Genomic DNA, 21,946 nt, shown 5'->3' on the forward strand with positions numbered 1-21,946 from the left:
CGCCGTCGGGCCGGATCATCTCCGCGCCCGCCGGGGTGTCCGAACGTCCGGTTCTGGTGGTAGATTCCGAGCAGACCGGCGCCTTGGGGGCCTGCGTCTCGTCAAGGAGGACGAAGAATGTCAGAAGCTGAGCCGGAATTCGATGTGCTGGTGCGCAGCCTGCGTGACGTCGAGGGTGCCCAGCACAAGCTCGATTCCGTCGCCGAACTGGCACGTGACCTGGCCGGACGGTTTGAGCTGCAGCCGCTGCTGGGCCGGATCCTGGGCCACGCCACCTCCCTGTTGGGCTGTGAGTCCGGCTCCATCGCCCTGGTCAACGAAGCCAGCGGCACCTATACGAAGAAAGTGGACATCGGCGTCGGCTGCCAGGAAGGCCAGACGTTCTCGCTGCGGGAGGGCTTTACCGGGCAAATCGTGCGCAGCCGCTCCACCGTGATCCTGGACGCGTACAGCAGCATCGACCGCGGTCACATCCCGGCCACGGACCCGCGCTGGAACTGCGCGGTGATCGGGGTGCCCATCAGGTGGGGTGAGCAGATCATCGGGGCCTTCATCGTGTTCAGCCCGGAGCGGGGGAGGGTGTTCAACCCCGAGGAGGCCCGGCTCGCCGAACTTTTCGCCAGCCACGCCGCCATCGCCCTGGCCAACTCCGAACTCCATGCCACCGCGTCCGTGCGGGAACGCGAGGCGGCCGTCGCCGCAGAGCGGGAGCGCGCCGTCCGGGATGTCCACGAAACCGTGGGCCGGTCCCTGGCCACCCTGCTGCTCAGCCTCGACGAGGCCGAGAAAGCCAGCTGGCTCCACGCCGGCGAGCACGCCGTGACGCCGCACCTGAGTAAGGCCCGGACCATCGCCCACGACGCCCTCATCGAAACGCGCCGGACCGTGCTGGGCATGGGCCCGGCGGCGCTCGCAGGCCGGACCCTGGACGAGGCGATCTCCGGCGAGTTGGCCTGGGTGGAAGCGATGTCCGGCGCCGCGACCCAACTGACGGTGATCGGCGACGCCCGCCCCTTGGCGCCGGAGATCGCGCATCAGGCCTTCAAGATCGTCCAGGAGGCCCTGAACAACGTGGTGACCCACGCGCGGGCCACCACTGTGCGAGCCGGACTGATTTACGACGCCGGGACCCTCGCCGTCGTCGTCGAGGACAACGGGCAGGGCTTCGACCTCGCGGCCGCCCACGGTGACCACGCCACCCTGCCCGCCGGTCGGTTGGGACTGCACGGCATGAGCTCACGGGCCATCCACCTGGGCGGCCAGCTGGACATCGACACCACCCCGGGCTGGGGAACCAAGGTCCGCGCCATCCTGCCGGACCGGGCGCCTGAACCGGAATCGACCGGACGGCCGCAGTGGAAGATCCTCATCGCCAACGATCATCCGGTGATCAGCGCCGGACTGGTCCGGCTGCTCAGCATCGCCGAACCGGCCATCCAGGTCACCGCCGAGGTCAGGTCAGTGGAACAGCTGTGCGACGCCTTCGAGCTGCTGCGCCCGGACGTTCTGCTGGTGGACCTGGACATGGTCCACCAGAACACCACCGGCGTCCTGGCACGGATCCGGGAACTGGACCCCGGCGTCGCGATTGTGGTGCTCACGGACAACCCCACCGTGGAGCAGGTGCGGTCGGCGCGGCAGGCCGGGGTGCGCGGCTTCATCAACCGGCGGGCCAGCGGCGACACCATTGCCCGCGTCCTCGTTGCTGCGGGCCAGGGCCAGGCGCTGGTGGAGGGCGACATTTTCGACCACCTCCTGGGCTCCTCCTCTGCCGACCACGAGCTCGGGACGGATGCCTTCACCACCCGCGAAAAAGAGGTCCACACCATGGTGGTCCGGGGCATGGCGGACAAGCAGGTTGCCCGCGACCTGGGCATCTCGGTCAAGACCGTGGAAAAGCACGTCGGCTCGATCCTGCGCAAGACCGGGGCCCGGAACCGGACGATGCTCGCCGGCATGACCGGGGGAGAAGCCGCCCCGGCGCATCCCTGGGGGTAGCGGCCCACATCCGATGAGTCGCTTGGCGAACAGCGGCGGACCGCAGGCGGCTGCGGGGTCAGGCGGCCTGGTTGAAGCGGACCATGTTCCCGGACGGGTCACGGAACGCGCAGTCGCGCGGGCCCCAGGGCTGGACGATGGGTTCCTGAAGGACCTCCGCGCCGGCAGCCCGGACCTTCTCGAACGTGGCGTCCAGATCGTCCGTGCGGAACACGAGGATGGGGAGGGCGCCCTTGACGAGCAGTTGCTGGAGGGCGTCGCCGTCGTCCTGGGAGCGGCCGGCGTGCGGGACGGACAGCACCAGCTCCAGATCGGGTTGGGCGGTGCTGCCCAGGGTGACCCAGCGCTGCCCGTCCGAGCCGACGTCGTTGCGGACTTCCAGGCCGAGCACGTCCCGGTAAAACGCGAGCGACTCGTCGAGATCGTTGACGGTGATCTGTGAATACTGCAGTGAAATGTTCATGTCCTCCACGCTAGGCCAGGGGCTGCGGGGGCGCTTCTTCAATCCTGCTCGGCTTGCGGGCGGGCCGCGTGCGCACCTTCGCGATGCACGAGGGCATGGCCTGCACCGCGTGGTGCTGCCGGGACCGGTACGCACTCGGCGGCATCCCGACGATTTCCGTGAAGCGTGAGCTGAACGATCCCAGCGAGGTACAGCCCACTTCCATGCAGGCATCCGTCACGCTGGCACCGGCCCGGAGCAGCGCCATGGCGCGTTCGATCCGCCGGGTCATGAGGTAGTTGTAGGGCGTCTCACCGTAGGCGGCCTTGAACTGGCGGGAGAAGTGCGCCGGGGACATCAGGGCACCGGCGGCCATGGAGGGCACATCGAGCGGCCGGGCGTAGTCTCTGTCGATCAGGTCCCGGGCCCGGCGCAGGTGCGCCAGATTGGCCAGCTCCTGGGGTGTCATGCCGCCAGTCTAGGACCGGCGGCGTTTTTGTACAGCCCTAAATGACCGGCCGCCGGCACCGTGCCGGCCGCAGTGGTAATTCGTTCCGGAAATCTCCTGTAGGGTTGATCCTGTTGTTGTGTTTATGCAGTTCGTAGTTCAGGCAGTACGCAAGGTTGAAAGACCTTGTTCTTCTGAAGCAGCGGTTTTGAGCACCCCACACCGGAGGACCCGAAAGTCGGGATTTTTCCTCCACCTTCACGAAGGACAAAAAATAATGGCTACTGGTACCGTCAAATGGTTTAACGCTGAAAAGGGCTTCGGCTTCATTTCCCCCGATGACTCCTCACAGGACGTCTTCGCACACTACTCCGCGATCGCCTCTTCCGGCTTCCGCTCACTCGAAGAGAACCAGAAGGTCTCCTTCGAAACCGAGCAGGGCCCCAAGGGTCCCCAGGCCGTAAACATCCAGGCTCTCTAAGACTTAGCTTCCAGCTAACTCTTCTGAGTCCGGAACCTTACAGGTTTCGAGCAGGGTCCGTCTTTTGACGGACCCTGCTTTTGTTTAACCCAGACGTGCTGGCGGAGTCAGCGCTCCGCGCCTTTGTAGTCGAAGTAAACGGTCGCCGGCGGAGGCCCCTGCAGCATCTGGGCCGTCAGCCCGTGCAGGGTGACCAGATTCTCCCGGAACCAGACATCGTAGGGATCGTCCGACGTCGCGATGGCCCGGAAAGCCTCCGCCAGGTCCTCCGCCTCATGGAACAGGCAGACGAAATCGCCCTGCTGTGTCTGCATGAGGCTGGCGACCTCGCGGGTGACGCCCATGCGTTTCCTGGAGCGGGCATGTTCTTCTCCACGCGGGCCGGTCATCTCCGCATCGAGCGCCTTCCACTCGTCCAGTTTTCCGGGCAGGATTGGCGCGAACCAGGTGATGCATTCCATGACAGATTTCCTTCCACGCAGTAATGAGCACGGTGGTAATTCCATCGGTACAGCTGCATGGTAGTCCTGCCCGCGGCACCGGGACAGGGCTCCCGGAAACCGCGGCGTGCCTGCTCGGCGTACCGGATTATGCGGGCCGGTTCAGCCGCCGTCCCGCCGCTTCAGGAACCCTGTTAAGGCCGGGTTGTTGATCTTCTTCTCTGGACACCCGGGGCGGCGCGGGAGCATCCTGAACGTGTGCGCGCTGGCTACGGGGAGCAGCGGTGGTGCGGAAAGCGGCAATACGCCGGCGCCGGCTGCCGGAGCTGGCTTGCGGGCCATGCAGGCGGCGGGTCCTGCCTCAGTGCGCGCGGACACAATCGGCGAGGGAAGCGGGCATCACATCATGGACGAAGCATCCGATCCGCGGCATCGACTGTCTGCCCGTATCGAGGAGAAGCAATTGGCCGTCCGCACCTATCTGAGCCGGCAGCGGCCCCGGCGCGTCCGCCTGGCCAACATCAGCATCGTCGGCAGCGCACTGGCCGCAACGCTCACGGCCGGTCCCGCCGTCGGCGGCACGGGATTTACCAACGGCGTGGCCGAACTCTTCAACCTGAGCGATGATTCGCTGGTGTGGCGCGTATTGTGCCTGCTGGCAGTGATTCTCTCCGTCGCCGCGGCGCTGTCCACGAATTTTGCCACGTCCCATTCGCTGGCGGACCGGGTGAGCGCGGCCGAGACCTGCAGCGCACAGCTGGAGGGGCTGCAGGTCGCGTTGACCTTCGGGCACATCGAGATCGAAGAGGCCGTCAAGCTGTATCAGCAGTACACCACCCAGGTGGCGTTTGTAGAGGCGCTGCCGGCGCGCTGACGGACGGCCGCCGTCTAAATCTGCAACAATTCTGAAGGCGCGCGGCGGATCGCCGCGCCGCCTTCTCCTCTGACGAAACAGGCTTTGCGGCCGAGGAAGGTGCATCACATGCCAATGTGGGCGCAGGCCATGTTCTGGGGAACCCTGGCAGGCGGAGCCCTGGTTCTGGGTTCCTGGCTGTCCTGGCAATGGACCATTCCGAAGAAGCTGGTCTCCTCGATCATGGCTTTCGGCGCCGGTGTGCTCATCTCCGCCCTCGCCTTCGAACTGGTGGACGAAGCCGTCAAGGGCGGCGGGCTCTGGCCTACCGCCGCAGGGTTCCTGGCCGGGGCGGTGGTGTACGTCAGCGCCAACACGCTGTTGGCGCGGGCCGGGGCCAAACACCGGAAACGGTCAGGGGGCAAACAGCCCTCCGAGAAGGACAGCCCCGGCAGCGGCACGGCGATCGCCGTCGGCGCCCTCCTGGACGGCATCCCCGAATCCGTGGTCCTGGGCCTTGGGCTCGTCACCGCCGGAACCGTCAGCCCGGCCATGCTGGCGGCCGTCTTCATTTCCAACGTCCCTGAGGGACTCTCCAGCACCGCAGGCATGAAGAAGGCCGGCCGCAGCGCGACGTATGTCTTCGGCGTCTGGACCGGAATTGCCCTGCTTTGCGGTCTGGCTTCACTCCTTGGCTTCACTGCACTGGAAGCCGCCCCCGACGAAGCGGTGGCCTTCATCACGGCGGTGGCTGCCGGCGCGATCCTGGCCATGCTGGCTGACACGATGATTCCCGAGGCGTTCGAGGAACACCACAACCTCACCGGGCTGGTGGCCGCCGTCGGCTTCCTGAGCGCCTTCACTATCCACACCCTCGAGTGATAAACGGCGCCACCGGGGCGCGGAACCCGCACCACGATGGCGGGTCCACGACAGCGGGCCCTTCCCGGCGGCTGGAAAGCCGTCCCGGAAGAGCCCGCGTGGTGTTGGACCGCGTGGTGTCGGATTGCATTGGACACCGGCGCGGGAACGAGACCTAAGGCGTCGGCATCCCGCCATTGACGTTGAGGGTCTCACCAATCACGTAGCTGGACTCCGCAGAGGCGAGGAACACGTACGCCGGTGCCAATTCAGCCGGCTGGCCGGCGCGGCCCAGCGGGGTTTCCTTGCCGAACTCCGGCAGATCCTCGGTCAGCTGACCGCCGCTGGGCTGCAGCGGCGTCCAGATGGGGCCGGGAGCCACCGCATTGACGCGGATGCCCTGCGGTGCGAGCTGCTGGGCCAGGCCCTTGGTGAAGTTGTTGATTGCGCCCTTGGTGGAGGCGTAGTCCACCAGGGTTTCCGAGGGGCTGTACGCCTGGATGGACGTGGTGTTGATGATGGCCGATCCTGCCGGCAGGTGGGGGATGGCCTCTTTGGTCAACCAGAACATGGCGTACACGTTGGTCTTGTAAGTGTGGTCAAACTCGACGTCGGTGATGTCGCCAAGCGCCTTCTGCGCAACCTGCTTGCCGGCGTTGTTGACCAGGATGTCCAGCCCGCCGAGCTCCCGCACGGCAGTTTCGACGAGGTCCCGGCACACAGCGGAGTCCTTAAGATCGCCCGGCACCTTGACCGCCTTGCGGCCGGCCTTTTCAATCAGGGTGGCGATGCGGGCTGCGTCCTCTTCCTCTTCGGGGAGGTAGGACATGACGACGTCGGCCCCTTCGCGGGCGAAGGCGATGGCCGTCGCGGCGCCGATGCCGGAATCCGCGCCGGTGATGAGCGCCTTGCGGCCTTCCAGCCGGCCGGTGCCGCGGTAGGTGTCTTCGCCGAGGTCCGCCTTGGGCGTCATCTTGGCGTCGAGGCCGGGCTCGGGCTGGGTCTGCTCGGGCGGTTCGATCTGCTCGTAGGCCGTTACCGGGTTCTTGAACGTGTACTGGTCAGTCATGATGTTCCTCCGGATGGGTTCGGTATCAGTGTCCGGCGTCCCGTTGCCGGCGCCGCACACATGCTAAGCATGCTTAGCTTCCACCCTAGTCAGGGGGAGGGTTCCGGCGCAACGGGACGGACCGGGCGCCTGCATTTACTTATCGCCGGAACGCGAACATCCAATGCGCCGGCCCTGGCCTGGATGAGTTGGGGTCACGCCTCTGACTGAAACCGCCTCCGCGCGGGCGGCGATTGACGCCTTCGTCCGGTTCGTTCGCCGGCTACTCAACTGGGCCAGCCGCGGCGCATTGCAGTTAACCCACAGCTGCTATCTCGAAGCTGCCGTCGCCCGCCACACCGGCCCCTACCTTGAATGGTGCTGCCGTTAGCCAGCCACGAGGACTCAACGTGGCCGTGCACCGCAGCAGGAATGTCCGAAGCTCATGGTTGCCGGATTCAGCGCGAAGGCGCCTCTGACCATGGCCGGAAGCGCCTTCGCATAGCAAAGACAGGTCAGGGGCCGAGCAGCGCGCAGACGTCCGTTACCCTGCCTGGACCGGAGAACAGCCGCTTTTCCGTTCCATCTGGATTGAGGGCGTAGTTGACATTGCCCGTGGTGAGAAAGAGCCCCTCCAGATGCTTGCCGGGGACTTCGGGAACGATGATGAGGTTCCTTCCGGTCGACCTGATCTCCTGACTGCCGCCGGGCAGGTCGATGAGTTTTGACTTGCCTGAGAGTTGGCCCGTGACGTCACAACCCGGGCAGGCGGACTTCAGTACCTCCCGCGGGCTCCTTTGCAACTGGTGAAATTCCCGCAGCGAGTCGGAACGGGTCCCTGGCCGTGAGGCTTCAGGTGCATTTGAGATTTTCCCTGTGCGGCATCAATGTCAAGAGTTGAATCTGGTTGGCGAGGGGAGTGGGGCGCAATTCTTCTGCGCGCGGAAGCTCTGGGTCCAGGTTGTGGAACAGCTCGAAGCAGTGCGGCGGCGGGTGGCGGGCCGGTAGTGGTGATGCACCACACATAGGCTGTGTGCCGGTATTTTGGCCGGCGGGAGTGTTGGTGGGTGCTGGTTTTTGGTGTGGTGGCGGGGTTTTTGGGGGTGTGGGGCGGTCTGTGGGGGTGGATTTGTGGTTGGTCGTGGGGGTGTGTATTGTTGTTCGAGTCGCCGCCGCTGTTGCGGTAAGAAAGCGACCGACCCCCTTCTGAACGGCCTGGAATATGGCGTGGTTTGTTACGCGTTGTTTTTGGGTGGGGATCGTGCTGGTGGAGTGGGGAATCGCGGAAACGTTGATTTGCGAAGCTTCGCGGTATCGGGTAAGTTTGGGAAGTTGCTCCGGAGCGATCCATGGCCTGTGGTTGTGGAGGTGCCGGGTGTGTCTGTTGTTTGAGAACTCAATAGTGTGCCAAGTTTGTTGATACCAATTTATTGTATTGAATTGGTTGAATTGACTGGATTGCGCCACCCCGTGGTGTGGTCTGGTTTTTACAGCTGGTTTCAAATTTTGTGCAGCTGGCGCGTCCCGTTTTCCCGGGGGTGTTGGTTGTGTCTGTTTTACTTCAACGGAGAGTTTGATCCTGGCTCAGGATGAACGCTGGCGGCGTGCTTAACACATGCAAGTCGAACGATGATGCCAGCTTGCTGGTGGATTAGTGGCGAACGGGTGAGTAACACGTGAGTAACCTGCCCTTAACTCTGGGATAAGCCTGGGAAACTGGGTCTAATACCGGATATGACTCCTCATCGCATGGTGGGGGGTGGAAAGCTTTTTTGTGGTTTTGGATGGACTCGCGGCCTATCAGCTTGTTGGTGAGGTAATGGCTCACCAAGGCGACGACGGGTAGCCGGCCTGAGAGGGTGACCGGCCACACTGGGACTGAGACACGGCCCAGACTCCTACGGGAGGCAGCAGTGGGGAATATTGCACAATGGGCGAAAGCCTGATGCAGCGACGCCGCGTGAGGGATGACGGCCTTCGGGTTGTAAACCTCTTTCAGTAGGGAAGAAGCGAAAGTGACGGTACCTGCAGAAGAAGCGCCGGCTAACTACGTGCCAGCAGCCGCGGTAATACGTAGGGCGCAAGCGTTATCCGGAATTATTGGGCGTAAAGAGCTCGTAGGCGGTTTGTCGCGTCTGCCGTGAAAGTCCGGGGCTCAACTCCGGATCTGCGGTGGGTACGGGCAGACTAGAGTGATGTAGGGGAGACTGGAATTCCTGGTGTAGCGGTGAAATGCGCAGATATCAGGAGGAACACCGATGGCGAAGGCAGGTCTCTGGGCATTAACTGACGCTGAGGAGCGAAAGCATGGGGAGCGAACAGGATTAGATACCCTGGTAGTCCATGCCGTAAACGTTGGGCACTAGGTGTGGGGGACATTCCACGTTTTCCGCGCCGTAGCTAACGCATTAAGTGCCCCGCCTGGGGAGTACGGCCGCAAGGCTAAAACTCAAAGGAATTGACGGGGGCCCGCACAAGCGGCGGAGCATGCGGATTAATTCGATGCAACGCGAAGAACCTTACCAAGGCTTGACATGAACCGGTAATACCTGGAAACAGGTGCCCCGCTTGCGGTCGGTTTACAGGTGGTGCATGGTTGTCGTCAGCTCGTGTCGTGAGATGTTGGGTTAAGTCCCGCAACGAGCGCAACCCTCGTTCTATGTTGCCAGCGCGTTATGGCGGGGACTCATAGGAGACTGCCGGGGTCAACTCGGAGGAAGGTGGGGACGACGTCAAATCATCATGCCCCTTATGTCTTGGGCTTCACGCATGCTACAATGGCCGGTACAAAGGGTTGCGATACTGTGAGGTGGAGCTAATCCCAAAAAGCCGGTCTCAGTTCGGATTGGGGTCTGCAACTCGACCCCATGAAGTCGGAGTCGCTAGTAATCGCAGATCAGCAACGCTGCGGTGAATACGTTCCCGGGCCTTGTACACACCGCCCGTCAAGTCACGAAAGTTGGTAACACCCGAAGCCGGTGGCCTAACCCCTTGTGGGAGGGAGCTGTCGAAGGTGGGACTGGCGATTGGGACTAAGTCGTAACAAGGTAGCCGTACCGGAAGGTGCGGCTGGATCACCTCCTTTCTAAGGAGCACCTACAGTCACCTTGCCTCATGTATGTGAGTGTGGAGGGGTTGTCAGGAGTACGCCCGTTGCGCAGACGTAAGTTCTGCGGCGGGTGCTCACGGGTGGAATATCAACAAATAGCGGCCGCTGGTTTTTCCTGCGGCACTTAGTACGGTTCTGCACTTGTGTGGTTCCTGGAACGGTGTGCGGGGGGTGCTGGTGGTTTAGTGTTTGGCACACTGTTGGGTCCTGAGGCAACAGGACCGGTGGGGGGATGGCCTTTTGGGGTTGTTGTTCTGCCGGGACTTGTGTTTCTGGTTTCCTGGCTGCAGCGAGCACACGGTGTCGCCCCTTTTGCGGGGGTGCGTGTGGGGTGTGTGGTTTGGGGTTGTTGTTTGAGAACTACATAGTGGACGCGAGCATCTTTTATAAAGAAGCAATTTCCAAGAATATGAACCTGGATCTGGCTGCGCGTGGTGGCATTCCCTTTGTGGGGGTGTTGTTGGGTGTGGCTGGTTTTCGTGGTTCTCTCGAAAATTAGCGTTTTTGATCTTTTGTGGTCAAGTTTTTAAGAGCACACGGTGGATGCCTTGGCATTAGGAGCCGAAGAAGGACGTAGGAATCTGCGATAAGCCTGGGGGAGTCGATAACCGGACTGTGATCCCAGGGTGTCCGAATGGGGAAACCCCGCCAGGGGCGCGAGTCACCTGGTGACCCGCATCTGAACACATAGGGTGCGTGGAGGGAACGCGGGGAAGTGAAACATCTCAGTACCCGCAGGAAGAGAAAACAATAGTGATTCCGTCAGTAGTGGCGAGCGAACGCGGATCAGGCTAAACCGTTCCATGTGTGATAGCCGGCGGGCGTTGCATGGTCGGGGTTGTGGGACTTCCCATTCTGTCTCTGCCGGGACAGTGGGGTGTGTAGTGCAGGCATAGGTGAACGGTCTTGAAAGGCCGGCCAGAGAGGGTGTGAGCCCCGTAACCGAAATGTTGTGTACCGCCCGGGGAGTATCCCAAGTAGCACGGGGCCCGAGAAATCCCGTGCGAATCTGTCAGGACCACCTGATAAGCCTAAATACTCCCTAATGACCGATAGCGGACCAGTACCGTGAGGGAAAGGTGAAAAGTACCCCGGGAGGGGAGTGAAACAGTACCTGAAACCGTGTGCTTACAATCCGTCGGAGCAGCCTTGTAGCTGTGACGGCGTGCCTTTTGAAGAATGAGCCTGCGAGTTAGTGTTACGTCGCGAGGTTAACCCGTGTGGGGAAGCCGTAGCGAAAGCGAGTCTGAATAGGGCGTTGCAGTGGCGTGATCTAGACCCGAAGCGAAGTGATCTACCCATGGCCAGGTTGAAGCGACGGTAAGACGTCGTGGAGGACCGAACCCACTTCAGTTGAAAATGGAGGGGATGAGCTGTGGGTAGGGGTGAAAGGCCAATCAAACTTCGTGATAGCTGGTTCTCCCCGAAATGCATTTAGGTGCAGCGTTGCGTGTTTCTTACCGGAGGTAGAGCTACTGGATGGCTAATGGGCCCTACAAGGTTACTGACGTCAGCCAAACTCCGAATGCCGGTAAGTGAGAGCGCAGCAGTGAGACTGTGGGGGATAAGCTTCATAGTCGAGAGGGAAACAGCCCAGACCACCAACTAAGGCCCCTAAGCGTGTGCTAAGTGGGAAAGGATGTGGAGTTGCGAAGACAACCAGGAGGTTGGCTTAGAAGCAGCCATCCTTAAAAGAGTGCGTAATAGCTCACTGGTCAAGTGATTCCGCGCCGACAATGTAGCGGGGCTCAAGTACACCGCCGAAGTTGTGGATTTCAGATAGTAGCCAAGCCCTTGTGGTTCAGGCGTCTGGAGTGGTAGGGGAGCGTCGTGTGGGCAGTGAAGTCGCGGTGTAAACCAGCGGTGGAGCCTACACGAGTGAGAATGCAGGCATGAGTAGCGAAAGACGGGTGAGAAACCCGTCCGCCGAATGATCAAGGGTTCCAGGGTCAAGCTAATCTGCCCTGGGTAAGTCGGGACCTAAGGCGAGGCCGACAGGCGTAGTCGATGGACAACGGGTTGATATTCCCGTACCGGCGAAAAACCGTCCATGTTGAACAGGGGATACTAACTGCCCGAGACCTGCCTGACACCCCTTGTGGGTGGAGGGTTTTGGTGGAGCGCGGGACCTGATCCTGGGAGGCAAGCGTATTAACAGGTGTGACGCAGGAAGGTAGCCAAGCCGGGCGATGGTTGTCCCGGTCTAAGGATGTAGGGCGAACGGTAGGCAAATCCGCTGTTCATGATGCCTGAGACCCGATGGGACCCCCGTCAAGGGGGGATTTGGTGATCCTATGCTGCCGAGAAAAGCATCGACGCGAGGTTTTAGCCGCCCGTACCCCAAACCGACACAGGTGATCAGGTAGAGAATACTAAGGCGATCGAGAGAATTATGGTTAAGGAACTCGGCAAAATGCCCCCGTAACTTCGGGAGAAGGGGGGCCCCCATCGTGATGGACACCAGCTGTCCGGAGCGTGCAGGGGCCGCAGAGACCAGGGGGAAGCGACTGTTTACTAAAAACACAGGTCCGTGCGAAGTCGCAAGACGATGTATACGGACTGACTCCTGCCCGGTGCTGGAAGGTTAAGAGGACCGGTTAGCCGCAAGGCGAAGCTGAGAATTCAAGCCCCAGTAAACGGCGGTGGTAACTATAACCATCCTAAGGTAGCGAAATTCCTTGTCGGGTAAGTTCCGACCTGCACGAATGGAGTAACGACTTCCCCGCTGTCTCAACCATAAACTCGGCGAAATTGCAGTACGAGTAAAGATGCTCGTTACGCGCAGCAGGACGGAAAGACCCCGAGACCTTTACTATAGTTTGGTATTGGTGTTCGGAGTGGCTTGTGTAGGATAGGTGGGAGACGTTGAAACCCGGACGCCAGTTCGGGTGGAGTCATCGTTGAAATACCACTCTGGTCACTTTGGACATCTAACTTCGGCCCGTAATCCGGGTCAGGGACAGTGCCTGATGGGTAGTTTAACTGGGGCGGTTGCCTCCTAAAAAGTAACGGAGGCGCCCAAAGGTTCCCTCAGCCTGGTTGGCAATCAGGTGTCGAGTGTAAGTGCACAAGGGAGCTTGACTGTGAGAGAGACATCTCGAGCAGGGACGAAAGTCGGGACTAGTGATCCGGCGGTACATTGTGGAATGGCCGTCGCTCAACGGATAAAAGGTACCTCGGGGATAACAGGCTGATCTTGCCCAAGAGTCCATATCGACGGCATGGTTTGGCACCTCGATGTCGGCTCGTCGCATCCTGGGGCTGGAGTAGGTCCCAAGGGTTGGGCTGTTCGCCCATTAAAGCGGTACGCGAGCTGGGTTTAGAACGTCGTGAGACAGTTCGGTCCCTATCCGCTGCGCGCGCAGGAAATTTGAGAAGGGCTGTCCTTAGTACGAGAGGACCGGGACGGACGAACCTCTGGTGTGTCAGTTGTACTGCCAAGTGCACCGCTGATTAGCTACGTTCGGATGGGATAACCGCTGAAAGCATCTAAGCGGGAAGCTCGCTTCGAGATGAGATTTCCATACACCTTGTGTGTGAGAGGCCCCCAGCCAGACCACTGGGTTGATAGGCCGGATGTGGAAGCGAGGACTAACGACTCGTGAAGCTGACCGGTACTAATAGGCCGATAACTTACACCACACACCACCCGGGCAAACGATTCAAAAGCGTTTGCACCACCGGGAGGTACAAAGATAACAAGACTGCACGCGTCCACTATGTGGTTCCCAACCAACAAACCCGTTGCTTGCGAACACAACAAAATAACAACACCACAGTTGTAACCAAAAGTTTCCCACCACCACCCCCCCCACGGGGCCCCTGGTACGGTGCGGAGAAAAAGTTACGGCGGTCATAGCGTGGGGGAAACGCCCGGTCCCATTCCGAACCCGGAAGCTAAGACCCACAGCGCCGATGGTACTGCACCCGGGAGGGTGTGGGAGAGTAGGTCACCGCCGGAACACCATTAAACGGTCGAGAGCCCCTAACCACCAGGTCAGGGGCTCTCCCGCATTTAACCGGCCCTTCACAAATCGGCCAACGATCGGTCAACGGCGCACCCGATAGCGCAGGGGAAGCCCCCGGCTGCCCTGAAGCACCACGTCGGGATCCTCCAACAAGTACTGTGCGTGGACCGGCCCGAAGCAGCGCTTGCCGGACCCGGCGACGTGCCGGCCGGCGATTGACGCCCCGACCGGATCCCCGTACTGCCGGACGTAGTCGTAGGGCGTCTGCGCAACTTTCACCTCGCCGCTCTCGTGCAACGGCACGCCGTCGTCGCGTCTGTGGCCGGGTAAGCGTCGAGGTCTCCCGGCGCCGTACCGGAGCTGCGGGAACGTTGGCCATCGCTGCGTCGTTGGGGTTCGGTAGGCTCGATTCCGACAGCCCGACTTCCGACCCCGCTCGAAGGACTTCCCATGACCGCACGGACCATCGTCATTACCGGAGCAAGCGACGGCATCGGCGCCTCCGCCGCCCGGACCCTGAGCAAGCAGGGGGAGCGGATCGTCGTCGTCGGGCGTTCCGCGGAGAAGACGGCGCGGGTCGCCAAGGAGATCGGTGCGGACTTCTTCGTCAGCGACTTCGCAGAACTGGACCAGGTGCGCCAGCTCGCCGCGCAGCTGAAGGAAAAGTACCCGCGCATCGATGTGCTGGCGAACAACGCCGGCGGCATCATGGGCCGGCGCGAACTTACCGTGGACGGCCACGAAAAGACGTTCCAGATTAACCATCTGGCGCCGTTTCTCCTCACGACCGAGCTGATGGACGTCCTCACCGCCAGCAACGCCACCGTTATCAATACCTCCAGCGCTGCGAACTCGCTGTTCGGCAAGCTGGACATCGACGACCTGGACGCTGCCGCGAGCTACTCCACCAACCGGGCCTATGGGAACGCGAAGCTCGCGAATATTCTCTTCACCACGGAGCTGCACAACCGGTACGGCCAGCAGGGCATCTCCACGGCAGCGTTCCATCCGGGCGGCGTGGCCACCAACTTCGCGGCCGACTCCACAAGCCCCATGCGGTTCGCGTACAAGTCGTTCCTCAAGCGCTTCATGCTGACCCCGGACCAGGGCGCGGACACCCTTGTGTGGCTGGCGACAGCCGTTCCGGGACAGGACTGGGTTCCGGGCGCCTACTACGCCAAACGGGCGCTGGCGAAGGCCAACAAGCAGGCGTACAGCCCCGAGCTTGCGAGGGAGCTGTGGGACCGCAGCGCGGCCATGGTGGGCGCCAACCGCGACAAACTTGATTCCCGGGCTTAGGACTACCGGACCCCTGTCATAACGCGGGCCCGATCTCCTAAAAAACCCGAATTCCGGGGTAGCATTCGGAGAGCCTTGCCGATCCGCGGCATGCGCTTTGCTTCTTGGGGGAATTCCACTACATGCGCATTAAAAATGCCTTTGTTGCGTCACTGGCCGCAACCGCCGTCCTTTTGACCCTGTCGGCTGTACCGGCGAATGCGGCACCGGCACCGCGGTCGTACAAGAACTGCACCGAACTGAACAAGGTATACCCGCACGGTGTCGGGCGGAGCGGCGCACGGGACAAAACCTCCGGTAAGCCCGTGACAACCTTCCGCGTGGACAGCAAGTTGTACAGCTACAACGACGGCGCCAACCGCCGGGCCGGTGAATACGATTTGGACCGCGACAACGACGGCATCGCCTGCGAAAAGCGCTGACCGGGCCACACTTCGGCACCCCCGGTACCAGGGCTCTCCCATGACGGGGCGGGCCCGGGACCGGCAGGTGCCGGGCCGTCCGGGCTACCGTGCGGCGTCGACCTTGTCGATGGCCGTCAGGGCGCTTTCCATGGTCCCGGCCAGTTCACTGGCCGGGGCCGGCTTGGCGAACAAGTAGCCCTGCAGGGAGTTGCAGCCACGCTCCATCAGGTAGCGGGCCTGCGCCGGAGTCTCAATGCCCTCCGCCGTGACCTTCAGGCCCAAGGCGTGGGCGGCGTCAATCATGGTGGCAAAGAACGGCAGATGTTCCTGCCCGGTCTTGATCATGGCCACGAACGAGCGGTCAATCTTGACTTCATCGAGCGGGAGTTCCTTGAGCCGGCCCAGAGACGCGTAGCCTGTGCCAAAGTCGTCCATGGCAATCCGTACGCCGGCCTCGCGCAGCTGGCGCAACTGCCGGAGCACGTCCGAGTCCGCGTCGAAGAACACGCTTTCGGTAAGTTCCAGCATCAGCTGGCGGGGGTCGACGCCGGTGGACGCCACGATTCCCAGGATATCCGTGGCGAAGTCCCGGTTTTGGAACTGCAGCCCGGAGACGTTCACCGCAACACTGTACGCGGCGTCGCCGGCCAGCCACGGCCGGATCTCGGCGCAAGCCCGGCGCATCACCTCATCGCCGATCTCACGGATCAGGCCGCTCTGTTCGGCCACGGGCAGGAACTGGTTGGGCGGGACCAGCCGGCCGTGCCGTTCCCAGCGCGCAAACGCCTCGAACTGGACCACTGAACCGAGACCCGGGGACACCACGGGCTGGTAGTGGACCGAGATCTGCCCCAGCTCCACCGCCTGCCGGAGCCCGGACTGGCTGTCTCCGGCGCCCGCCCCGGTGGTCAACATCTCCGGCTGGAACCGCAGCCAGGCGTTCTTGCCCGCCGTTTTCGCCGCGGTCATGGCCGCGTCGGCCTGCCGCAGCAGCTCAGCTCCGTCGAAGGTCCCCGCAGACCGTGACGCCAGGCCCATGCTCACCCCGGGCCGGACCAGCGAACCGCCGACGCGCAGCGGCTCGTACAAGGCCTCAGTGATCCGCCTGGCCACCGCCTCCGCATTAAGGCATTCGGTCAGCAGCACCACGAATTCATCGCCGCCGAGCCGGGCCACGGTATCGTGCGGCCGGACACAGTTGCGCAGCCGGCTCGCGACCTCCACCAGCAGCTCGTCTCCGGCGGAGCGGCCCAGCATGTCGTTTAGGTGCTTGAAATCATCAAGGTTCAGCAGCAGCACATCCACGGGATCGGGCCGGCGCAGGGCGGCACCGAGACGATCATTGAAGAGCGTGCCGTTGGGCAGCGACGTGAGCGGATCCCGCAGCACCCCGGCCCGCAACTCGTCGTCATGGGCAGCGAACGCGGCCGGCACGGCCATGGACGCAGCACGGATACTGCGGCCCGGCGCTCCGGCGTCCCCGGTGGCACCAGCAAAACCGGGCCGGCCTCCGCCAGCGCTGGTCCCGGCAGCCCCGTGACCGGTGGCTCCATGGCCGACGGGCAAGTTTCCCGCTGCGCTGCCCGCGCCGGGCGCAGCCCGGCGGTGGCCGGCGCCGCGGACCGAGAGAGCAACGAACCCCGCGGGCGAGCCGGTACCGGCGTCGGACGGCAGCAGGGAACAGGTGATCTCGACCGGGATTTCGGTGCCGTCAGCGCGGCGGCCGGAGCCGGCGAAAGGCTGACCGGAGCGGGGCGTTGAGGCATGCAGTCCGGACAGGACGCCGTGGAAAGGCTCGCGCGAGCCCTCACCGAGAAGCAACGACGATTCGGCGCCCAGCAACTGGGCGCGGGTGTAGCCAAAGAGTTCCCCGGCGGCGGCGTTGAGGAAGGTGATGGACCCGTCGGGGGCAATCAGCAGCAGCGGGTCCGGGCTGTGCTCCAGCAGTAGTTGTGCGAGTCCTGAATCCATACGTATGTGCTTGCCCCCAGGGGTTGGTTGCGAAGTGACGCCCGGCCCTGCGGAGGAGAAGACGGGCTGCGCTCACTGAATCATATGCGGTGGGCACCCTCGGAGTGATGCGCGTTCTGTCCTGCCGATCAGTGTGTCTTCCGGTAGGGCTACGCGGGCAGCCGGACACCACCCAGCGCCGCTGCGGCGGCGTCAGCGCTGCGGACGCCGAGCTGCCGGCGGGAAGCGGGCTGCGGGCGGGAGAACAGGAAGCCCTGCAGGCCGTCGCAGCCTTGATCCAGCAAGTACCGGGCCTGCTCCGGAGTCTCAATGCCCTCCGCTGTGACCTTCAGGCCCAGGCTGCGGGCCATATGGATCATCGAGGTCAGAATTGGGAGCTTTTCCGCGCCGGTGCGCAGCATGGAGACGAAGGACTTGTCGATCTTGACGATGTCCACGGGCAGCTCCTGCAAACGGCCCAGCGAGGAATACCCGGTGCCGAAGTCGTCCAGGGCCACCCGGACTCCGGCGGCGCGCAGGCTCACGAGCTGAGCGATGACCTGGCACTGGGCATCGAAAAATACGCTCTCTGTCACCTCCAGCACCAGCTGGTGCGGGTCCACGCCGGAGCCTGCCGTGATATCGAGGACGCGCTCAGCGAAGTCCGGGTGCTGCAGCTGCACTCCGGAGACGTTGACCGCAAGCGACCGGGCCGGGTCCGCCGCAAGCCAGGGCTGCAGGTCGGTGCAGCTGCGCCGGAGCACCTCGGCCCCGATGTCCCGGATCAGGCCGCTGCGCTCCGCGGCCAGGATGAACTCGTCCGGCGGAACCAGCTGCTCTTCCCACTGCCAGCGGGCCAACGCCTCGAACTGCACCACTTCGAGTCGACGCGCGGAGATCACCGGCTGATAGTGCACCACGATCTGCTCCAGCTCCACCGCCCGCCGCAGACCTGCCGTCAGCTTGGTGCGCTCGAGCAATGCGGCCAGCATCTCGGGCCGAAAGTGCCTGTAACAGTTTTTGCCGGCTTCCTTGGCGGCGTACATGGCCAGATCGGCCCGCCGCAGCAGCTCGGACGAGGTGGTGGCCCCGGAGCCGCCGGAAGCGACCCCCAGGCTCAGACCCGGCCGCAGGAGCGTGCCCTCGATGGTGACCGGGGCATTCAACGTAGCAACGATCCGCTGCGCCACGGCGTCGGAATCGTGGCAGTCCACCAGCAGGACCACAAATTCGTCGCCGCCGAGGCGGGCCACCGTGCCGTGCGGCCCGACGCATTTCTGCAGCCGCAGCGAGATCTCCACCAGCATCGCATCCCCGGCGTGGTGGCCCAGGACGTCATTGACTTCCTTGAAATCGTCCAGGTCCAGCAGCAGTACGTGCACCGGTCCGGGGCGGAGCAGCGCCTCGGCAGCCCGTTCGTTGAACAGCCACCGGTTGGCCAGCCCGGTCAAGGAGTCCCGGAAGGCCAGTGCCTTGAGCGTTTCGGCCTGTTCGGCGAGTTCATCCATGGCCTTGCGGGCCTGGTCCTGGGCCCGTTGCCGGGTGGTGATGTCGCGGAAGTTCCAGATCCGGCCCACGATGGAGTCGGCGACTTTCTGGGGGCGGGAATACAGCTCCACGGAGCGTCCGTCCGCGAATTCCAGTACGTCGTGGCTGTGCTGGACACGGTCCTTGTAAAGTTCCGCGACCCGTTGGAGGAAGTAGCCCGGATCGACCAGCTGCTGGGAGATGAACCTGACCATCGCCGTCGGGTCCTCCGCCGCGATGACTTCCGGCGGCATGCTCAGCAACTTCAGGTATTGGTCATTCACGCCGGTGATCAGGCCTTCGCTGGAGATCACCAGGATCCCGTCGGCGGTGGTTTCCAGGGTGGCATCCAGCAGCGACACTGCGAGGCGGCGGCCCGAATCCGTGTCCTCCCGGTAGCTGCCGTCCCGGACAGCCACGGCCATGGCCATGCCATCGTGGCGTGTCACCAGCGAACAGGTGATTTCCAGCCGGAGCCCGCTGCCGTCCCGACGTCGGCCCGTCCCCGCGAACGGCCGCCGCCCCACTGTGCTGCCGCGGCCCAACCGGGCGAAGACCCGCAGGAAGCCCCCGCGTTCGTCCTCGGAGAGCAGGACGTTGTGCCCGACGCCGAGCAGCTCCCCGCGCTGATAGCCGAAGAGCCGCTCGGCAGCCGCATTGACGTACACGATGGTTCCGGCGGCGTTCAGCAGCAGGAAGGCATCGGGTCCTTGTTCGAGCAGGCTCTCTTCAGTTCCAGTTTTCACGGCGATACCGGCCCCCCAGACGACGGATGATGTGGTGACGGCTGTTCTGGGTATCACCCGGACAAAGCGCTTCCTCATCATAGGGTCAGTTGTTGCTGTGTCCAGTACCTCGGGTCCCGCACTTCGCCGCGCCACCGCAGTTCCGCGCGCCGCAGGATTACCGGTGCCCGGCGACCCGGTCGTCGTGCAAGGCTGCGTGGGCCCCGGCGGAGCGGGCGATGGCCGCAGGAAGGCCGGACTTGGCTTCGGGGCCGGAGAACAGGAAGCCTTGGAGCGAATCGCACTCCAGGCTCATCAGGTACCTGGCCTGCGCTGTTGTCTCCACGCCTTCGGCTGTGACGGTCAGGCCCAGGCCGTGGGCCATGGCGATCATGGCAGTGAGGATCGGTAAGTTCTCGTCCCCGGTGTGAATCATGGACGTGAACGACTGGTCGATTTTCAGGGTGTCCACCGGCAGCTCCTGCAGCCGGCCCAGGGAGGAATAGCCGGTGCCAAAATCGTCCAGGGCAACCCGTACGCCGGTGCTGCGCAGAGCCTTGAGTTGCTGAATGACGTGGCAGTCGTCCTCGAAGAACACGCTTTCGGTGACCTCGACCACCAACTGGCGCGGATCCACGCCGCTGGACCGGGCAACAGCCAGCAGCAGTTCGGCGAAGTCGCCGTGCTGCAACTGCATCCCGGAGACGTTGACGGCGAGGGCACGTGAGGGGTCCTCGTTGAGCCAGGGGCCCAGTCCCGTGCAGCCCTGGACCAGCACTTCGGTGCCGATCTCAATGATCAGGCCGCTGCGTTCCGCGGCCGGGATGAACTGCTGGGGCGGGATGGTCACGCCGTCGTGCACCCAGCGGGCCAGCGCCTCGACTTTGACCACCACGCCGAGCCGGGACGAGACGATGGGCTGGTAGTGCACCACGATCTCGCCGGTGTCCACGGCTTCGCGCAGGCCAGCCTCCAACTCGGTGCGCTCCACGAGCGACCGCATCATCTCGGGCCGGAACCGCAGGTACCGGTTCTTGCCGGCGGCTTTCGCTGCGTACATCGCGACGTCTGCCCGGCGCAACAGCTCGGAGGCGTCCACGGCCTCTTCGTCCAGGGACGCCAGCCCGAGACTCAGGCTGGGGCGCAGCAGGGTGCCTTCCAACAAGAGCTGCACGCGGAGCGAGTCGACGATCCGCCCGGCGGCGGCCTCCGGGTCCAGCGAGCCGATCATCAACACTACGAACTCATCCCCACCCAGCCGTGCCACCACGTCGTCCGGGCGCACGCAAGCCTGGAGCCGCCGTCCGATCTCAATCAGCATCTGGTCACCTGCATGGTGGCCGAGGATGTCATTGACTTCTTTAAAGTCATCCAAGTCCAGGAGCAGGACGTCGACGGCGGTTCCGCACGGACCGCTCAGGGCCGCCGCGAGCTGGTCGTTGAAGAACTGGCGGTTGGACAAGCCGGTCAACGGGTCCTGGAACGCGAGGGCCTTGAGCTGGGCGGCCTGCCCGGCAAGCCCGGCCATGGCCTCGGCGATCCGGTTCTGCGCAAGCCGGGCCGGCGTCACATCCCGGAAGCTCCAGACGCGGCCCACCACCCGGTCGGCAACCATTTGCGGGCGGGAGTAGCGTTCAAACGTCCGGCCGTCGCGGAAGTCCAGCACGTCGTGGCTTTCCGCGGTGGGATCGGCGTACAGTGCCGAAACCTTGTGCAGGAACTGGGCTGGATCCACGAGCTGTTCCACTACGTAGGCCAGCACCGCGTCGTCGTCCTGGGTGGCCAGGAGCTCCCGCGGGATGCCCCACATGGAGACGAACTGATTGTTGACGCTGGCCACCCGGCCGTCGGCGGCGACCACTAGAATCCCGTCCGCTGTGGATTCCAGTGTGGCGGTCAGGAGGGACATGGCCTCGCGGAGTCCAGCGTCCGCGGCCACGCGGTGGGAGGTGTCGCGGACGGCGGCGACCATGCTGACCGGCGCATTGGCGGTGTCGCCGGTCAGCAGTGCGCAGGCCACCTCGCCTTGGAACTCGGTGCCGTCGCGGCGGACACCGAAGGCCTCGACCGGTGCCAGGGTGGTGGTGCTCGGATCAGCTCTGCCTGCGGACGCTGTGCCCGGCACGGATCCGGCGTCGGCGTCCTTGCGGAGGGCGAGGAAGATCCGCTGCAGGCCGCTGCGGAAGCCTTCGGCGAGGAGCGTCCGGTGGTCCCGGCCCAGAAGCTCATCGCGGGAGTAGCCGAACATATGTTCCGTGGCGGCGTTGACGAAGCGGATGGTGCCGTCCTCGGTGATCATTAGGACGGCATCGGGGCTGGATTCCAGCACCGCCTCGAAGGAGGGCGCGGGCTGCCCGAAGGTTGTCACGCTGCCCGAAGCGGGCGAATGTGAG

Annotated in this window: 14 protein-coding genes, 3 rRNA genes and 1 pseudogene; 10 read left to right on the plus strand and 8 right to left on the minus strand. The window is 63.5% G+C overall.

Annotation, left to right across the window (positions count from 1 at the left end; all coding sequences use genetic code 11):
* Positions 1 to 117 precede the first annotated feature (117 nt).
* Entirely contained in the window at positions 118 to 1,998 is a 1,881-nt protein-coding gene (locus VUN84_04110) for a GAF domain-containing protein (protein XAS64869.1), read from the plus strand.
* 58 nt (positions 1,999 to 2,056) lie between these two features.
* On the opposite strand, the gene VUN84_04115 is transcribed toward VUN84_04110, so the two are convergent.
* Positions 2,057 to 2,461, minus strand: a complete 405-nt coding sequence (locus tag VUN84_04115; GenBank protein ID XAS64870.1) for a VOC family protein — start codon at positions 2,459 to 2,461, stop codon at positions 2,057 to 2,059.
* 10 nt (positions 2,462 to 2,471) lie between these two features.
* The gene (locus VUN84_04120) at positions 2,472 to 2,909 is read right to left on the minus strand and encodes a helix-turn-helix transcriptional regulator (GenBank protein ID XAS64871.1); all 438 of its coding nucleotides are present in this window, start codon (positions 2,907 to 2,909) and stop codon (positions 2,472 to 2,474) included.
* Positions 2,910 to 3,165: 256 nt separating this feature from the next.
* Between VUN84_04120 and VUN84_04125 the strand changes: the two genes are divergently transcribed.
* Positions 3,166 to 3,369 (plus strand): cold-shock protein, encoded by a 204-nt coding sequence (locus VUN84_04125; protein XAS64872.1) that lies wholly within the window; start codon positions 3,166 to 3,168, stop codon positions 3,367 to 3,369.
* A 107-nt stretch (positions 3,370 to 3,476) separates the two neighbouring features.
* Here the strand turns inward: VUN84_04125 and VUN84_04130 are convergent, their stop codons facing one another.
* Positions 3,477 to 3,830 carry a hypothetical protein gene (locus VUN84_04130; protein ID XAS64873.1) on the minus strand — a complete coding sequence of 118 codons (354 nt, stop codon included), beginning with the start codon at positions 3,828 to 3,830 and terminating at the stop codon, positions 3,477 to 3,479.
* Positions 3,831 to 4,215: 385 nt separating this feature from the next.
* Between VUN84_04130 and VUN84_04135 the strand changes: the two genes are divergently transcribed.
* Together VUN84_04135 and VUN84_04140 are read left to right on the plus strand one after the other, a co-directional pair.
* Positions 4,216 to 4,683 carry a hypothetical protein gene (locus VUN84_04135; GenBank protein ID XAS64874.1) on the plus strand — a complete coding sequence of 156 codons (468 nt, stop codon included), beginning with the start codon at positions 4,216 to 4,218 and terminating at the stop codon, positions 4,681 to 4,683.
* 108 nt (positions 4,684 to 4,791) lie between these two features.
* The gene (locus VUN84_04140; protein XAS64875.1) at positions 4,792 to 5,544 is read left to right on the plus strand and encodes a ZIP family zinc transporter; all 753 of its coding nucleotides are present in this window, start codon (positions 4,792 to 4,794) and stop codon (positions 5,542 to 5,544) included.
* 154 nt (positions 5,545 to 5,698) lie between these two features.
* Here VUN84_04140 and VUN84_04145 read toward each other — a convergent pair whose 3' ends face one another.
* Complete coding sequence (locus VUN84_04145) at positions 5,699 to 6,592, minus strand: glucose 1-dehydrogenase (GenBank protein XAS64876.1); 894 nt, start codon at positions 6,590 to 6,592, stop codon at positions 5,699 to 5,701.
* Positions 6,593 to 8,132: 1,540 nt separating this feature from the next.
* On the opposite strand from VUN84_04145, the gene VUN84_04150 reads away from it, so the two are divergent.
* The 4 genes from VUN84_04150 (at position 8,133) to rrf (ending at position 13,642) form a co-directional block, all read left to right on the plus strand.
* Positions 8,133 to 9,656 (plus strand): 16S ribosomal RNA (locus tag VUN84_04150).
* A gap of 391 nt (positions 9,657 to 10,047) precedes the next feature.
* Positions 10,048 to 10,179, plus strand: a complete 132-nt coding sequence (locus tag VUN84_04155; protein XAS64877.1) for a hypothetical protein — start codon at positions 10,048 to 10,050, stop codon at positions 10,177 to 10,179.
* 17 nt (positions 10,180 to 10,196) lie between these two features.
* Positions 10,197 to 13,322: ribosomal RNA gene (locus tag VUN84_04160) — 23S ribosomal RNA — on the plus strand.
* 203 nt (positions 13,323 to 13,525) lie between these two features.
* A 5S ribosomal RNA gene (gene rrf, locus VUN84_04165) occupies positions 13,526 to 13,642 on the plus strand.
* Together the 16S, 23S and 5S rRNA genes form the textbook arrangement of a ribosomal RNA operon.
* Before the next feature lie 87 nt (positions 13,643 to 13,729).
* On the opposite strand, the pseudogene VUN84_04170 reads toward rrf, so the two are convergent.
* A pseudogene (locus tag VUN84_04170) lies at positions 13,730 to 13,951 on the minus strand (hypothetical protein).
* Positions 13,952 to 14,098: 147 nt separating this feature from the next.
* On the opposite strand from VUN84_04170, the gene VUN84_04175 reads away from it, so the two are divergent.
* Together VUN84_04175 and VUN84_04180 are read left to right on the plus strand one after the other, a co-directional pair.
* A complete protein-coding gene (locus tag VUN84_04175) occupies positions 14,099 to 14,947 on the plus strand; it encodes an SDR family NAD(P)-dependent oxidoreductase (protein XAS64878.1) in 849 nt (282 codons plus the stop codon).
* 122 nt (positions 14,948 to 15,069) lie between these two features.
* Positions 15,070 to 15,369 carry an excalibur calcium-binding domain-containing protein gene (locus VUN84_04180; GenBank protein XAS64879.1) on the plus strand — a complete coding sequence of 100 codons (300 nt, stop codon included), beginning with the start codon at positions 15,070 to 15,072 and terminating at the stop codon, positions 15,367 to 15,369.
* Between the two features lie 84 nt (positions 15,370 to 15,453).
* Here the strand turns inward: VUN84_04180 and VUN84_04185 are convergent, their stop codons facing one another.
* The 3 genes from VUN84_04185 to VUN84_04195 form a co-directional block, all read right to left on the minus strand.
* Complete coding sequence (locus VUN84_04185; GenBank protein ID XAS64880.1) at positions 15,454 to 17,322, minus strand: bifunctional diguanylate cyclase/phosphodiesterase; 1,869 nt, start codon at positions 17,320 to 17,322, stop codon at positions 15,454 to 15,456.
* 149 nt (positions 17,323 to 17,471) lie between these two features.
* Positions 17,472 to 19,574, minus strand: a complete 2,103-nt coding sequence (locus tag VUN84_04190; GenBank protein ID XAS64881.1) for an EAL domain-containing protein — start codon at positions 19,572 to 19,574, stop codon at positions 17,472 to 17,474.
* A gap of 157 nt (positions 19,575 to 19,731) precedes the next feature.
* Complete coding sequence (locus tag VUN84_04195; GenBank protein ID XAS64882.1) at positions 19,732 to 21,921, minus strand: EAL domain-containing protein; 2,190 nt, start codon at positions 21,919 to 21,921, stop codon at positions 19,732 to 19,734.
* Between the last annotated feature and the right edge of the window lie 25 nt (positions 21,922 to 21,946).

It is taken from the genome of Micrococcaceae bacterium Sec5.8 (genome assembly GCA_039636775.1).
Lineage (GTDB): Bacteria > Actinomycetota > Actinomycetes > Actinomycetales > Micrococcaceae > Arthrobacter.